The sequence below is a fragment of the Mesorhizobium sp. WSM4849 genome, assembly GCF_055811385.1.
In genome coordinates, this window is sequence record NZ_JBVVPW010000008.1 from 199682 (window position 1) to 213804 (window position 14123).

Annotated in this window: 12 protein-coding genes; 7 read left to right on the forward strand and 5 right to left on the reverse strand. The window is 60.0% G+C overall.

Features of this window, described 5'->3' with window-relative positions:
- Positions 1 to 124 precede the first annotated feature (124 nt).
- Together AC0L3L_RS11300 and AC0L3L_RS11305 are read left to right on the forward strand one after the other, a co-directional pair.
- Entirely contained in the window at positions 125 to 400 is a 276-nt protein-coding gene (locus AC0L3L_RS11300) for a hypothetical protein (RefSeq protein WP_473637610.1), read from the forward strand.
- 179 nt (positions 401 to 579) lie between these two features.
- Positions 580 to 918, forward strand: a complete 339-nt coding sequence (locus AC0L3L_RS11305; RefSeq protein WP_473637611.1) for an acyl carrier protein — start codon at positions 580 to 582, stop codon at positions 916 to 918.
- A gap of 176 nt (positions 919 to 1094) precedes the next feature.
- On the opposite strand, the gene AC0L3L_RS11310 is transcribed toward AC0L3L_RS11305, so the two are convergent.
- Positions 1095 to 1787, reverse strand: coding sequence for a N5-glutamine methyltransferase family protein (locus AC0L3L_RS11310; protein ID WP_473488363.1), 693 nt, complete (start codon positions 1785 to 1787; stop codon positions 1095 to 1097).
- 795 nt (positions 1788 to 2582) lie between these two features.
- Here AC0L3L_RS11310 and AC0L3L_RS11315 point away from each other — a divergent pair.
- The gene (locus AC0L3L_RS11315) at positions 2583 to 3257 is read left to right on the forward strand and encodes a LuxR C-terminal-related transcriptional regulator (protein ID WP_473488364.1); all 675 of its coding nucleotides are present in this window, start codon (positions 2583 to 2585) and stop codon (positions 3255 to 3257) included.
- Between the two features lie 195 nt (positions 3258 to 3452).
- Here AC0L3L_RS11315 and AC0L3L_RS11320 read toward each other — a convergent pair whose 3' ends face one another.
- Positions 3453 to 4982 carry a PAS domain S-box protein gene (locus tag AC0L3L_RS11320; protein WP_473613709.1) on the reverse strand — a complete coding sequence of 510 codons (1530 nt, stop codon included), beginning with the start codon at positions 4980 to 4982 and terminating at the stop codon, positions 3453 to 3455.
- A gap of 473 nt (positions 4983 to 5455) precedes the next feature.
- Here AC0L3L_RS11320 and AC0L3L_RS11325 point away from each other — a divergent pair, with 473 nt between their 5' ends.
- Positions 5456 to 6166 carry a helix-turn-helix transcriptional regulator gene (locus tag AC0L3L_RS11325; protein WP_473550186.1) on the forward strand — a complete coding sequence of 237 codons (711 nt, stop codon included), beginning with the start codon at positions 5456 to 5458 and terminating at the stop codon, positions 6164 to 6166.
- 132 nt (positions 6167 to 6298) lie between these two features.
- On the opposite strand, the gene AC0L3L_RS11330 is transcribed toward AC0L3L_RS11325, so the two are convergent.
- Positions 6299 to 6601 (reverse strand): DUF982 domain-containing protein, encoded by a 303-nt coding sequence (locus AC0L3L_RS11330; RefSeq protein WP_473637612.1) that lies wholly within the window; start codon positions 6599 to 6601, stop codon positions 6299 to 6301.
- Positions 6602 to 6816: 215 nt separating this feature from the next.
- Here AC0L3L_RS11330 and AC0L3L_RS11335 point away from each other — a divergent pair, with 215 nt between their 5' ends.
- The 3 genes from AC0L3L_RS11335 (at position 6817) to AC0L3L_RS11345 (ending at position 12009) form a co-directional block, all read left to right on the forward strand.
- Positions 6817 to 7938: a glycosyltransferase family 4 protein gene (locus tag AC0L3L_RS11335; RefSeq protein ID WP_473637613.1), complete on the forward strand. Its 1122-nt coding sequence runs from the start codon at positions 6817 to 6819 to the stop codon at positions 7936 to 7938.
- Entirely contained in the window at positions 7910 to 10072 is a 2163-nt protein-coding gene (locus tag AC0L3L_RS11340; RefSeq protein WP_473637614.1) for an amylo-alpha-1,6-glucosidase, read from the forward strand. Before AC0L3L_RS11335 ends, AC0L3L_RS11340 begins: the two co-directional genes overlap by 29 nt.
- Before the next feature lie 161 nt (positions 10073 to 10233).
- Positions 10234 to 12009 (forward strand): alpha,alpha-trehalose-phosphate synthase (UDP-forming), encoded by a 1776-nt coding sequence (locus AC0L3L_RS11345; RefSeq protein ID WP_123145952.1) that lies wholly within the window; start codon positions 10234 to 10236, stop codon positions 12007 to 12009.
- Between the two features lie 197 nt (positions 12010 to 12206).
- On the opposite strand, the gene AC0L3L_RS11350 is transcribed toward AC0L3L_RS11345, so the two are convergent.
- Positions 12207 to 12878, reverse strand: coding sequence for an ABC transporter ATP-binding protein (locus AC0L3L_RS11350; protein ID WP_473637615.1), 672 nt, complete (start codon positions 12876 to 12878; stop codon positions 12207 to 12209).
- Positions 12875 to 14116, reverse strand: a complete 1242-nt coding sequence (locus AC0L3L_RS11355; protein WP_473488370.1) for an ABC transporter permease — start codon at positions 14114 to 14116, stop codon at positions 12875 to 12877. The genes AC0L3L_RS11350 and AC0L3L_RS11355 overlap by 4 nt, the downstream gene beginning before the upstream one ends.
- Positions 14117 to 14123: the final 7 nt, after the last annotated feature.

A 14123-nucleotide genomic window follows, 5' to 3' on the forward strand; every position in this document is an offset into this window, starting at 1 on the left:
TCGTTCTCGGAACGGCCGAGCAGCGGCCTCGTCGGTTCGTCACATTTGTCAAAAATCTCTTTGCTACGCTGCAACCGGACGCTTTGACCGACGTTAAAGTTGTAGCGGGCCTGGGGAGGCATCTATGCAGACATACCTCGTCGAACAAATGGAGGGCGATGATGTGATCGCGGCGCGTATCATCAACGCGCCGAGCCCCTTCAGAGCCGCCGCCATGTCGACAGATCGACATGTTACTCTCCGAACGTGGCAAAAGGATTGGATTCGCGTAACCGACGAGAACCGGGGACATATCTTTGCATACTGCTTTGTCTCCGCCGAAGACTCAGACACCAGCGGGCCCACAAAAGCACCGAATAAACCAAGAAAAGGCCAAAAAGCTGATCAGAGAGCCGGGTAAGCGCAAACCACTGATCTTTTTGCCCCCTCGCTGCGTGATATCGCCCAGAGCCGCGAACGCGACGAATTAAGCCAATAGCGGCGGCGCTGGCCATACGCCAGGCGCGATCGGCTGCGCCGCGATATGACAGCCAACGGAAGCAAGCGCGGCAGTTTGGCGAAGATCGCGGCTTCATCAGAATGATCGATGAAAAGATTTCGGCTGGCGGCGATGGTGCGGTCGAGCAGATCCGCCGCGCTCAGGAGAATTCAATGTTGTCTACCAAGGATAGAGCCGAAACCTGCAAGGATCAGATCCGCGCTTTCCTGGCGTCGAATTTCTACATAGCCGACGCGGATGCTCTGGAGAGCCACACGTCCCTTCTCGACCAAGGCATCGTCGACTCGGCAGGGGTACTCGAGGTTATCGGCTTCATCGAGGAGAGCTTCGGCATCACCGTCGAAGACAGCGAACTCCTGCCGGAGAACCTCGATTCCATCCAAGGAATTGCGCTATATATTCTCCGCAAGCAAAACTGATTGCCGACATCTTGCCTAAAGCGCGTCGCGTTTGACCGGGCCTCACGCGACACGCTTTAGGTTGTTGTTTTATGCATGTCGTTATCGCAAAACCGCTGCACACTTTTGCGCGACATGCATTAGCGTTGTTCTACGCCGCCGACAGCGCAACAGAGCCTGCCGCAGTCTCGGCATGCTCACGCTTGCGGCGTGGTATGTCCCATAACCACCCTGCCCTCGCCGGCTTCGTTCGTGATCGCGCGGATAGTTTCGTACGCCTTGGAACGCCCCAGCAGACTGATGACCTGCCGGTCCTGGCCGAGCCCTACCTCAAAGAGCAGGATGCCTCCGCGCCGCAAGTAACGTGGCGCGTCCTTGATCACCCGCATATGGATGCTCAGGCCGTAGGGACCGGCCGCAAACGCTTCCCGCGGCTCGAGTTCGGTCAGATGCGCGCGGTCGCCCTCGAGCCGCTTTTCCGAAATGTAAGGCGGGTTGCAGATGATCACGTCCATCGTGCCATCTAGCTTCAAGCCCGAGAAAGCGCTGAACAAATCGCCCTGAAGCACCGACACGCGATCCGCCATGACGTGATGGGCGACGTTGCGGCGCGCGACTTCGACGCATCCATCGGTGAGATCGCTCGCCCAGACAAGCGCGGTGGGGGCGTAATGCGCGATGGCGCAGGCCAGATTGCCGGCCCCGCAGCACATGTCGATAACGCGCGGCGCCGGCAGGTTCATTTGACTCAGAACATCAAGTGCGGTCGTGCCGAGCAACTCCGTCTCCGGCCGGGGAACGAGCGCACCGGGCGCAATGAGCAACTCCAGCCCCATGAAGATGGTGCGGCCTTTGCTGTAGGCTTCGGCGACACTGATCTCTTCGCTCACGACAGACCCCCTTCCTGACTTGCCGGTCCCGGTGTCCGACAATTGCGTACCAATTAAGTGTATCTCAAATTCATTAAAATTCTCGATGGGCAATCGAAAAACACTCGTCGCCATAGGCTTGAAGACATGATGCAACGGAAGGAGTGATCACAAGCCTCTCATCTGTCGCATGACTGGGAATATTGCCTCATGATTGGCGATATCAGCTTTTCCCGCCTCGCTATCCCAGCCTTGCAAAGCCAATCCCGGAATTCTCGGTCCTGCGTCACGATTTTGCTACATTTTAATCAAAAAGGCACATTTACGTAAGCAAATCGTGATGTTTCGGTAGCTAACGGAAAGCAGCCGCTTCCCGCAAAGGCGAGAGGGTTAGCGATCATCGACAGGACCAACAAGTTCGCGCCGCAATTTCGCACGAAAGATCGCAGACCATGAAGCCAACGCAAGGGCGCTCGCTCGATCTACGTTCCGCTGTGTTCGGCTCGATGCGCGGGCTGATCGGCGGCACACCGGAACCGGGAAGTCGCATCTGGCCATCGCCATAAGGGGGTCAAAATTGGACGCCGATCGGGGGTCAGTTTTGCAAGCCGTTTGACACATGCGACGACGTCAGCGGCTCTCGTTCACAGGGTCAAAAAAAAGAGGAGCCTTACCTGTTATTTAGGATTATATTAACAATCTGACGCATGCGGTGTTGGGGCACCGCGGCGTTGACTGGATGAATCGACGAGTGATTGGCCACGACTTTAAGGCCTATGACCGTTCCATCCGTCTAGGTTTGGTTGGGGTAGTTCAATGTATCGAATCGTTATCGCCGACGATCACGGCTTGTATCGTCGTGGCTTGCGATTGGCACTGACCGCAGGCATTCCAGGTGTGGAAATATTTGAGGCGTCGTGTTTCGATGCCGTACTCAGTCTGTTGGCGGAACAGGCGTCCGTTGATCTTGCGATGCTGGACTTGAACATGCCGGGATTGTTCAATCAGGAAGTGCTCAGCGGCATTCTGTCGGCTTATCCGGATACGCGATTTGCGATTGTTTCCGGGAACGATTCACGCTCGGAGATACTCACGGCTCTCTCGATCGGACTTCACGGCTATATCGTAAAGTCGCAAAGAGACGAGGAGGTCGTTATGGCCGTCAACGAAATCCTCTCGGGCCGCATCTACGTGCCTGCACTTCTGTCGCGCCCGGGTGCCGCGCAAGCAACTCACGTACCTACTCCATCCGAGCATATCCCACCCCGACGTACCACCAGTGGCAATCTTGGCAGGCTAACCTCGAGGCAAAAGGAGGTCCTCAAGCTGATGGCGGAAGGGTACTCGAATAAGGAAATTGCGCGCGATCTGGAAATCGCCGAAGCGACGACGAAAATTCATGCCGCTGCGGTTCTGCGTGAGCTTGGGGTACGGAATCGCACAGAGGCTGCCGTTATGCTGAAGACCTGGCTAACGAGGGATGTCAATTAGAGCGCCGCATCCTAGACGCGCAAGGGACGCTCTAAAGCTTTGAACCTGCGCGTTATGCCTTCTAATGCATGTCGCGCAAAAGTGTGCAGCAGTTTTGCGATAACGACATGCATAAACAACAACCTAAAGCGCGTCGCGTGAGGCCGGTCAAATGCGACGCGCTTTAGAAACGAGCCCGATTTTTGCGTCAAAGCGCTAAGGGCCGATTTCCTTGCGCGACAGCCGCAGCGAATATCGCAGCCCGTGATCCGACATTTCCAACTTAGGCGAGTAACCGACAAGCGGCGCCCCATCCACTCCGATTATCATGGAACCGAACCCATGACGGACAACTTTTGAAGTCCGCCGCCGCCCCGATTCCACCCACTCGAACACGATGTCACTGCGTGCGTCTTCAGACGCGAATGTCCAATTTACCTCGATCCGGCCTTTTGAATCGCCAAGCGCTCCATGTTTCAGGGAATTGGTCGCAAGCTCGTGAACAATCATCGCAAAGCTCTCGGCGGCGCCGCCTGACATCGCAACGGAGGGACCGCTGACTGATATGTCGCGTGTCCCCATGTACGGTTGCAACTCCTGAACAACGAGATCGTGGAGCATTCCCGACGCGCTACTGTTGCCTGAAAGGAGCAGATGCGTTGCCTCAAGCGAACGAATCCGGTCGATGAGCGTCTCCTTGTACCTGGCGACATTGTTCTCCGGAACATTGACCATTTTCACGAGCGCCGTGATCACAGGAAATAGGTTGCTGAATCTGTGTCGTTGTTCGAGCATAATGCGCTCCCGCTTCTTTGCCGCGGCGCGCAGCAGCGTGGTTTGTCGTCGCTCAGTCAGGTCGGCGGCCACGCCGAGCCGCTGTAGACGATCATCGTATTTCTCTTCCCTTCCGCGCAGGGCAACCCAGCGGATATGTCCGTCCGGTCGTCGGACGCGAATCTCGACGTCGTAGTTCGTGACTGATGCGAGCTTTCTCGATGCTACCAGCTTTGGCCAGTCCGCCGGATGGACGACGGCTGACAGTTCCTCCAAACGGCGGCTAGCGGCCGTGGGCAGGCCGAGAATGTCCCAGAACGTGCCCGAGCCGGTGACGATCCCGTCTTTAAGGTCGATCCGCCACGTGGCCAAACGTCCGGCAGACAAAGCGAGATCCAGCCACTCCTTCTGAGCCCGAAGCGCTTCGTGTACGGCTCGTCGTTCCGAGATATCGTCGACCACTACGAAGATGCTCTCTGAGAGAACCCCGGCGGGCACAGACGAAGACAGGGTTAGCCGCGCCCAGAATGCCGAACCGTTCTTTCTTAACAGACGAACCTCCGAAGCGAACGAAGCAGAGTCGTTACCCAGGCCCGCCAGCAACTGCTCCAAGGCATCACGGTCGTCCGGATGAACGAGTGTCTCGAGCCGCAATTGGGCAAGCTCCTCCTCCTCGTAGCCAGTCATCTCACTGAGGCGCCTGTTGGATTGCAGCAGCTCACCTTTCTCGTTGGTGTTTGCGAATCCCATGGCGGCGCGTTCGAAAGCCCAACGGTAGCGGCTTTCAGTTGCTTCGACGGCGGCGAGTCTGGCTTCTGCTACTTCCAGCAGCTCACGCAAGTCCTGCCGCAGCCGATGAAACGTCACGGCAATCACGCCGCCCGAAACCACAAGCAAAATGGCGCGCGCCCAATCTTCGCTGGATATCTGACCATGCAGGGTGCTTCGTGCCCATAGGCCGGCAGCCACCATCAGGATTGTCGCCGCAAGCGCAGGCCCACGGTCTTCAAGGTAGGAAATGATAATAATAGCTGGTATGAACTCCAGAAAACTCGATCCCTCCCCAATATATGCTGACGCTTTTGTTTCAAATATCAGTGTAGCAGCCAGCACCAATACGGAGGCAATGTGAGTTAGCAGTCTGACTGATGGGTTCGAATCCGACCTGCGCGACTGCGAGTTCATGGGCATAGACTACAACCTTTTGACTAGGCCGTCGAGACTAGAGCAAAAAACGTACAACCTAGTACGACTGCCGGATTGCCATACCACTATCACAGCGCGCATTTTATCTCGTGGGGGGAGCATGACTTGGTCATAACTCCTCAGAATATATCGAATTTCAAGGTAGTAGGGCCCGTTTTTTCACGAGCCCCACGCAAGAAGACTGTTCGTAAATCACGAACGATTTACTACGGGCTGACGAACCTTTGGGGAGGTTAAAAATGGCTATGATCGAGAGACACAGTGATGCGGTTGCGGGAAAACGGAACGTTACAATAGGAGCCAAGTATAACCCTGGCGCCCAGATGATGCGGCCGTCATATGCTTATCATTCGATTGGTGCATCTGACCGACCGGACGCAGGGGCCGACGAACCGCGGAGACGCAGCCTGGAATCCGTCACGGGGATGCTTGATCGCATCGGCTGTGGCTATCTCGTACTGAACCGCGAAAGAAAAGTCATCGAATGGAATGCCGCCGCTCAAACCACGCTGGAGCGCCAGGGGGAGCCGGCTGATACAGCCAGCGAGCTTTCGGTAGCCCTAAAACGGCTGATCGCGAATGTTCCGGCCCATTTCCTGCCGGGCTCCCTGTCTTGGGTGGTGATCCGCAGCAGAGGCGACAGGCCGGTGGTACTGAAAGAGAACGGCCTTATCGCTCCTGACGGAACGAGCATTGTGGCATTGCTGGACCGTGAGAACAGGTCGGGGCCAAATCCTCAGACACTGCAAAGGATGTTTGGCTTGACGAGCGCGGAAACGCACCTTGCGCTGCGCTTGGCTCAGGGCGATGCGCCGTTGGAGATAGCCCGCAGTTGGCGCCTCAGCCGCACCACGATCCGCTCCCAGCTTGCCTCGCTGTTCGCCAAGACCGAAACGAGACGTCAGGCGGAACTGGTGGCTCTTCTCGGGCGCATTTCGGTCTTGCCATAAGGGCCGGCTTGGATCCAGGCGCCCGGGCATCGGCCCTGCAGATTGCGCGTCGCGTTGCACGGTTCGGGGCACCGGCTTGCTCAGCTAAGCCTGGCTCCGACAAGCCGAGGCCAACCTCGGCAGTCGCGACGTCTATCGCCTCGGCGCGAATACGCTGTCCATCTTTTCGCCGCCCATCGGCAGCGCCATGTCGTCATCCAGCAGCCGGGTGATCCGGGCAAAGCCCGTAAAAGCCTTTCTTGCTTCCTCGGCAGACATCTGGCCCGCCAGAGCCGCAGCGCAGCAGTTCAGCGCGCATTGATACACCGGGCCGCGCCGCCCTTTCGGCCAATGGCGCAAAAACGTCATCGCTTCGTTGACACTGTCGATTTCTTCGACAGGTTTCCCCTGCCCGCACGAAATTCGCACCGGCGTAAAGAACTGCAGGCGATTCATCGTTTCCTCCCGGTCGATCGCGATGCGTTCGATCGAACCTAGCTAAATTCACGGCCAGCCAATTGGTTCCCGGCAAAAACGCCCACCCTTGCTAAATGGCAACGGGTCGGCTGAGTGAATCGCCAGTCATCGCCCGACTTCTTGCCGTGGCGGGAACGTTCGGGGGGGTGATGCATTTCGACTTCAGCGATGATCTTTGAGGGAAATGCCAGACTATGAGAATAGCCCATGTGGCGCCGCTCCATGAATCCGTACCGCCTCGGCTCTATGGAGGTACGGAGCGCATCGTCTCCTATCTGACCGAAGGATTGGTCGAGCTTGGCCATGACGTAACCTTGTTCGCCAGTGGCGATACAAAAACGTCGGTAAAATTGGTGCCGTGTCGCGAGCGTGCGCTGCGTCTTGACCCACGCCCGCTGAAATCCGAGACAGCCGCGCACCTTTCGATGCTTTCCGAGGTGAGGAAACGATCTCAAGAATTTGATATCATTCATTTTCACCTCAGCCATTTCCTGCATTTTTCTTTTTTCGAGCACATGCCCGAGCGGACGGTGACGACGCCGCATGGCAGGCTCGACTATGTCGATCTGGCGCCGGCCTATGAGCGTTTTCCGCGCTTTCCGATGATCTCCGTTTCCCGTAGCCAAAGAACGGGGCTCGCCAACGCCAACTGGCTGACGACGATCCACCACGGGCTGCCTATCGAACTCTACAAACCGGTTTTCGAGCCGAGCCCAGGGGAGCCCTACCTCGCCTTCCTTGGCCGGATGTCGCGCGATAAGCGTCCGGATCGTGCCATCGAGATCGCGCTGCGCTCGGGGCTGAAACTGAAGCTTGCGGCAAAGATCGGCGACGACGACCGCGCCTATTTCCGAGAGATGATCGAGCCGCTGGTCGACGGTGACCGTGTCGACTATGTCGGCGAGATCGAGGAGGACAAGAAGGCGGAATTCCTCGGCAAGGCGGCCGGCCTCGTATTCCCGATCGACTGGCCCGAGCCGTTCGGTCTTGCCGTCATAGAAGCGATGGCCTGCGGCACGCCGGTGATCGCCTGGAATTCCGGCGCCATGCCGGAAATCGTCGATCAAGGCATAACCGGTTTTATCGTGAATTCCATGGAGGGCGCGGTCGCATCGGTGCCGGGCATACTGCGGCTCGACAGGCGGAAGGTTCGAGCTGTCTTCGAGAGGCGGTTTTCCGCCAAAAGAATGACCCGCGACTACGTTTCCGCCTACGCGCGCCTGATTGGTGCGTCGGCCGAAGCAAGAGCATTACCTCGGGGGGCGAAACGAGAGAGATATGTAGCGAATGGCCCAACTCGACGAGCGCAAGCTTGATCCCGCCGTAGCACTTGCGTCCCTGGACGCCACCGCACCTCGAGAGCCGCATCGGCTGTTCGCCCTCAAGCAAGGCGATTGCTTCGCCGTGGCCGACGCCTACGGCGATATCCGCGGCGCCGGCGATGGTTTCTTCCGTGACGACACGCGAGTGCTTTCCGAATTCCGGCTGACCGTCGGCGGCCGGCAGACATCGCTGCTCGGTGCGTCGCTCAGCCAGGACAATGTGCTCTTCACCTCCAACCTGACCAATCTGCCGATGCAGAGCGTCCGCTGCCGGGACATTCCGCAGGGCGCGATCCATATCGAACGCGTCAGGCTGCTTTGGCAGGACCGGCTGTTTGAACGCATCACCCTTTCCAATTACAGTCAGGAACACTCCACCATCCGCGTTTCGCTGCATTTTGCAGCCGACTTCCGCGACATGTTCGAAGTGCGCGGCTCGACAAGGCTGAAGCGCGGTATGGCCCATGCTGCCGAGACCGATGCGACCTCCGTCCTGCTTCGCTACGACGGGTTGGACGGGCTGGCGCGGATGTCGGCGATATCGTTCTCGCAGGCGCCGGACCATCTGACGGCCGACCGTGCGGATTTCCTGATTGCCGTGACGAGGCGCAGCAGCAAGGCGCTGTATGTCGAGGTCGGTCCCGAGGTCGCGGAAACGCCGAACCGCGATCGCTTCCGCGCCGCCGCGGCCCGGGCTCGCTTCGGCATGCGGATTAAGCGCCGCCATGGTGCCACGGTGCACAGTTCCGGGCGCGTCTTCAACGATTGGGTCGCGCGCGCTCGCGCGGATGTGGCGCTGCTGACCACCGAGCTTACGACCGGACCCTACCCCTATGCGGGCATCCCCTGGTTTTCGACGGCATTCGGCCGCGACGGCGTGATCTCCGCGTTGCAGATGCTGTGGCTCAACCCGGGCTTGGCGCGAGGCGTGCTGGCCTTCCTTGCCCAGCACCAGGCGACAGAGACATCGCCGTTCAGCGATTCGCAGCCGGGTAAGATCATGCACGAGACCCGCAAAGGCGAAATGGCGGCGCTGCGGGAGCTCCCCTTCGGCCGCTACTATGGCGGTGTCGACACGACGCCGCTCTACATCCATCTCGCCTGCGCCTATGCGGACCGTACCGGTGACATGGCGTTCGTCGACAGCCTGTGGCCGTCGCTCTGCGCCGCGGCTGAATGGACCGAGGAGGCAAGCCGGCCGACCGGCTTCGTCACCTATCAGCGTGCTGCCGAGTCCGGCCTCACCAACCAGGGATGGAAGGACAGTATCGATTCGGTCTTCCATGCAGATGGCCGAATCCCCAAGGGACCGATCGCCCTGGTGGAGGTGCAAGGCTATGTCTTTGCCGCGTTCCGGGGGCTGGCGGCGCTCGCCCGTCGCCGCGGCGAGGACGACAGGGCCGATCATTGGGACAGCCAAGCCGAGGCCATGCGCGCCGCTGTGGAACGCCATTTCTGGCTGGACGATCTCGGCTTCTATGCCTTGGCGATTGATGGCGCCAGCGAGCCCTGCAAGGTGCGGACGTCTAATGTCGGGCATCTTCTCTATGTCGGGCTCCCCGAGCCGACGCGGGCGCAGATGGTCGCCGACCAGCTGCTTTCGGCGTCCTTCCATTCGGGCTGGGGGCTGAGGACGGTCGCCGACGATGCTGTGTTCTTCAACCCGATGTCATACCACAACGGATCGATCTGGCCGCATGACACCGCCATGTGCGGCGCCGGTCTGGCACGCTTTGGCGAGCGTGAAAGCGTGGTCCGGCTGATGAGCAGTACCTTCGAATCGGCGGTCCATTTCAACATGCGGTTGCCCGAACTGTTCTGCGGTTTTACCCGCGCGCCGGGCGAAGCGCCGATCGCCTACCCCGTCGCCTGCTTGCCGCAGGCGTGGTCGGCCGGGTCTGCCTTCATGCTGATGCAGGCCTGCCTCGGCTTGGAGATCCACGGCTGGGAGGGCGAAATCCACGTGACCCGGCCCAGGCTGCCGATTGGTATCGACATGCTCACGCTGAGGCATCTGGGCGTTGGCGCAAGGGCGGTGGATCTGACATTTCAGCGCGTCGGCGACAGGGTCGTCGCCTTTCTCGCCGACCGACATGAGGGGTTAGTGCCGCTCATCGTGCGGACCTAGTTTGGCTTTACGCATCGAATTGACCGCCGCGCTTAAACTACCGGAACCGATGGCCCCATCCGTGCGTTGCAAAATCATGCCGGCGCACAGCGGCCTGTCACCAGTGGCCGGCTTTGAAAAAAAGAAAAACGGCCACCAACCGGAGGAAAATCGTTGTTCCGATGTCAGACTATGGCATAGAGGTACTCTGGATTCTGATCCTTGCAAGCCTCGGCCTTTCCGCTGTTGCCGTGGTGTTCTCGGTATTCCAACGGCGCCACAGCCACACACCAGCGGTCGCATACGCCGCAGGCGAGGACGTGGCTTCGGAAGCGGCTCGCAAAGTGCTGCGGGAGTTTGAAAAGAACGGCCACTCGGCCGATGCCGCACTGATCACATGGTCGCCCGACACCTTGCGCAAGATCTTGGCGGACGATCTGCCGGAGACGCAGGTGATCGTGGTATCCAACCGCGAGCCGTATATCCACAACATCAAGGATGATAGCGTCGAGCTCTTGGTACCGGCCAGCGGGCTGGTTTCGGCGCTCGAGCCGATCACCCGCGCCTGTGCCGGCACCTGGATCGCCTATGGCGGCGGAACAGCGGACCGCCTCACGGTCGACAAGAACGACCGGATTGAGGTGCCGCCTGGCAATCCGTCCTACGCGCTGCGCAGGGTCTGGCTGACGGAGGAAGAATACCAGGGCTATTATCTGGGCTTCGCCAATGAAGGTCTGTGGCCGCTTTGCCATATCGCCTTCACCCGCCCGATTTTCCGTGCGTCGGATTGGGAGGCCTATGAGGCCGTCAACCGGAAGTTCGCCGATACTGTGGTTGCCGAAGCGCGCAACGAGCGGCCGATTGTGCTGGTCCAGGACTATCACTTCGCGCTCTTGCCGCGCATGATCCGAGAGCGCCTGCCCGAGGCGATCGTCATCACTTTCTGGCATATCCCATGGCCCAACTCGGAAGTGTACAGCATCTGTCCATGGCGTGAACGGATCCTGGAGGGCTTGCTTGGCAGCTCCATCATCGGCTTCCATACCCAGTTCCATGCCAACAATTTCGCCGAAAGCGTCGATCGCTTTCTGGAAAGCCGTATAGAGCGGGCCGATGCGGCGATCTCCTACGGCGGACAGACGACGCTGGTGCACGCCTATCCCATCTCCATAGAGTGGCCGGCCGAACTTTTGGCGAAACTGCCTGATGTCGACGAATGCCGCGCCCGCCTGCGCGAGAGGTTCGGACTGAAAGAGGATGTCAAACTGTGCGTCGGCGTCGAGCGTCTCGACTACACGAAGGGCATTCTCGACCGTTTCCGGGCGCTGGAAGAATTGTTCACGAGACATCCCGAATGGGTCGGGAAACTGGTTCTCCTACAGATCGCAGCACCCAGCCGCGGCACACTCCCGGCTTACAGGCAACTCCACGATGAATGCCGCCGCTACGTCGAAGAGCTCAACCAGCGCTACGGCAGCGAGGATTACAGTCCTGTCCTAATGGTAGACAAACATCACCCGCAGGAACAGGTCTACGAATTCTATCGCGCCGCCGACATATGCATGGTCACCAGCCTGCATGACGGCATGAACTTGGTGGCCAAGGAATTCGTCGCGGCGCGCGACGACGAACAGGGCGTGTTGTTGCTCAGCACCTTTGCCGGCGCTTCGCGCGAACTTCTGGAGGCATTGATCGTCAATCCCTACGATACGGCCATGACGAGCGAAGCGCTGCTGCAGGCGCTGACCATGACGCCGGAGGAACAGCGCGAGCGTATGCGGCCCATGCGCGAGATGGTCCGCGACAACAACGTCTATCGATGGGCCGGCAGCATGCTTCTGGACGCGGCCCGCCTTCGCAAGCGCGGCGACCTCGACCGGGTGACGGGCAACGGCGAGCGGCCATCGAACAACAATGTGATTCCCATGTTCGAGCGGGCAAGAAAAGCAGTGTCGTGACGAGCATTCGCTGCCGCTGCGTCATGTACCAGTTCTCCTGAATACTGCGCCAGTTCGACGTTCTGAGTTAAGTTAACGGTTCGTATATCGACTGCAAGCGCCAGACGTGCTTGAGAAACCCCATAAGGAAGGCGCCAAGGTGACCTCGATCGGATTAACGCGCCCTGCCCATCGCCTCGGCCCACTGGAGAAGCTGATCAGCCGATCTTCCCGTCCACGATGTGAATGCGGCGATCCATGCGCGCAGCTATGTCGAGATCATGCGTAACCGCCACGACGGTCTTGCCGCGCTCGCGCACAAGATTCTCCAGGATTGCGAAGACCTGCTCGGAGCTCTTGCTGTCGAGGCTCCCCGTCGGCTCATCGGCGAGGATAAGCGGCGGGTCATTGGCGAGCGAGCGCGCCACCGCGACGCGCTGACGCTGGCCGCCCGAGAGCTGGTCGGGCCGCTTCTCGAGATGTTCGCCGAGCCCCAGGGATGAAAGCAGCTCCCCGGCCCGTTCGCGCATCTGAGGCCGCGCCAGGCGGCCCAATTTGCGCATTGGGATTTCGACATTTTCGCGCGCCGTGAACTCCGGCAGCAGAAAATGAAACTGGAACACGAAGCCCAGCATCGAAAGCCTGGTCCGCGCGCGCTCCCTTTCATTCATCGGCTCGGTGTCGCGGCCGCCTATTCTCAACCTCCCGGCAGTCGGCCGGTCCAGCAGCCCGAGCAGATAGAGCAATGAGGATTTGCCGGACCCGGAGGGACCGGTGACGGCGACGAATTCTCTCTCGTTGATCGCGAGCGTGATGTCCTTGACCAGCGTGACGGGAACGGTCTCGGGCAGCACGCGCGTCAGTTTCTCGGTCTCGATGAGTGCGCTCATGACGCGCCTCTGATGATCTCGACGGGGTTCAGGCGCGCCGCGCGGCGCGCCGGCAGGTAGCCGGCCACTGCCGCCGAGCCTAGCGCGAAAGCCGACGCAATGACGTAGTGCATCAAGCTCCAGGCGATCGGCAGCCGGGTCATCTCCTGGCCGGTCGCGGCGATCTCGAAACGCACAAGCGACAGTGCATAGGTCATGGAAACGCCGAACAGCCCGCCGAGCACGGACCCGGCCGCGCCGATCGCCACGCCTTCCAGCAGAAAGAGCCGGCGCATGTCGGACTCCGGAAAGCCAAGCGACTTCATGATGGCGATGTCGCGCGCCTTCTCGTGCGTGATGGTCGAGATGATGTTGTAGATGCCGAAGCCAGCGACCAGCATGATCGCGCCGACGACGGTGTACATGATGACGTTGCGCACGACGAGCGCTTCGAGGATCGATTCATTCGCCTCCTGCCACGCTACGGCCTTGTAGCCCAGTTCGGCCTCGGCACGCTGCGCCACCGCCGGAGCGCGGTTGGGATCGTCGAGCTTGATGCGGATCTCGTTGATTGCGTTTGGACGCGCGGAGAGGATCTGCGCGTTCTTCAGCAGTACATAGGCCTCACCTTCGTCGCGCGCGGTGGTGCCGGTGTGGAACAGGCCAGCGATCTTGAAGTTGCGCGTCAGCCCCTCGGAGGAGACCGCCGTTATCGTGTCGCCGAACCCGGCGCCGAGCCGGCTCGCCATCGTGTCGCCGATGAGTACGTTGTTGCCGCCCGCGGCAAGTGCCGAAAAGCTGCCTTCGACGAAGTCTCCGACGATCGGCGACACGCCGGACTCGCGCTCCGGTTCGATCCCAATGATCGCCGCGCCCACTTCGCGGCTGGAATAGCGGATCACCCCCTGCGTTTTGAGGCTTGCCGCGAACCGGCCGGGAATCCAGCTCTCGAGCCAGGAGGTCGCGGCGGTCGGATTGATGATGCCGCGGCGATCGTCGCGCGGCCTGAGCCCGGAGATCGCGACTGTCGCGAAGGCATTTTCGGCTGGCTGACGGCGGGCGGTGCGCTGCTCGTCGGTGATGTCGACATGCGGCATCGTATCGACGAGCTGCCTGACGAAATCGTCCTGCCCGCCCTGCATCAGCGCCGCCATGGCGATGGAGAATCCGACACCGACCGCAACGCCGATCACGGCAACCAGCGTCTGGCGACCGCGGCCGGCAATATGCGTGATGGCGATGTCGAAGATGAGAGGCATCGTTGCT

Coding starts and splice junctions, on each gene's coding strand:
- AC0L3L_RS11300 (WP_473637610.1), top strand. CDS start 125: ATGCAGACATACCTCGTCGAACAAATGGAGGGCGATGATGTGATCGCG.
- AC0L3L_RS11305 (WP_473637611.1), top strand. CDS start 580: ATGATCGATGAAAAGATTTCGGCTGGCGGCGATGGTGCGGTCGAGCAG.
- AC0L3L_RS11315 (WP_473488364.1), top strand. CDS start 2,583: ATGTATCGAATCGTTATCGCCGACGATCACGGCTTGTATCGTCGTGGC.
- AC0L3L_RS11320 (WP_473613709.1), bottom strand. CDS start 4,982: ATGGTGGCTGCCGGCCTATGGGCACGAAGCACCCTGCATGGTCAGATA.
- AC0L3L_RS11325 (WP_473550186.1), top strand. CDS start 5,456: ATGGCTATGATCGAGAGACACAGTGATGCGGTTGCGGGAAAACGGAAC.
- AC0L3L_RS11330 (WP_473637612.1), bottom strand. CDS start 6,601: ATGAATCGCCTGCAGTTCTTTACGCCGGTGCGAATTTCGTGCGGGCAG.
- AC0L3L_RS11335 (WP_473637613.1), top strand. CDS start 6,817: ATGAGAATAGCCCATGTGGCGCCGCTCCATGAATCCGTACCGCCTCGG.
- AC0L3L_RS11340 (WP_473637614.1), top strand. CDS start 7,910: ATGGCCCAACTCGACGAGCGCAAGCTTGATCCCGCCGTAGCACTTGCG.
- AC0L3L_RS11345 (WP_123145952.1), top strand. CDS start 10,234: ATGTCAGACTATGGCATAGAGGTACTCTGGATTCTGATCCTTGCAAGC.
- AC0L3L_RS11350 (WP_473637615.1), bottom strand. CDS start 12,878: ATGAGCGCACTCATCGAGACCGAGAAACTGACGCGCGTGCTGCCCGAG.
- AC0L3L_RS11355 (WP_473488370.1), bottom strand. CDS start 14,116: ATGCCTCTCATCTTCGACATCGCCATCACGCATATTGCCGGCCGCGGT.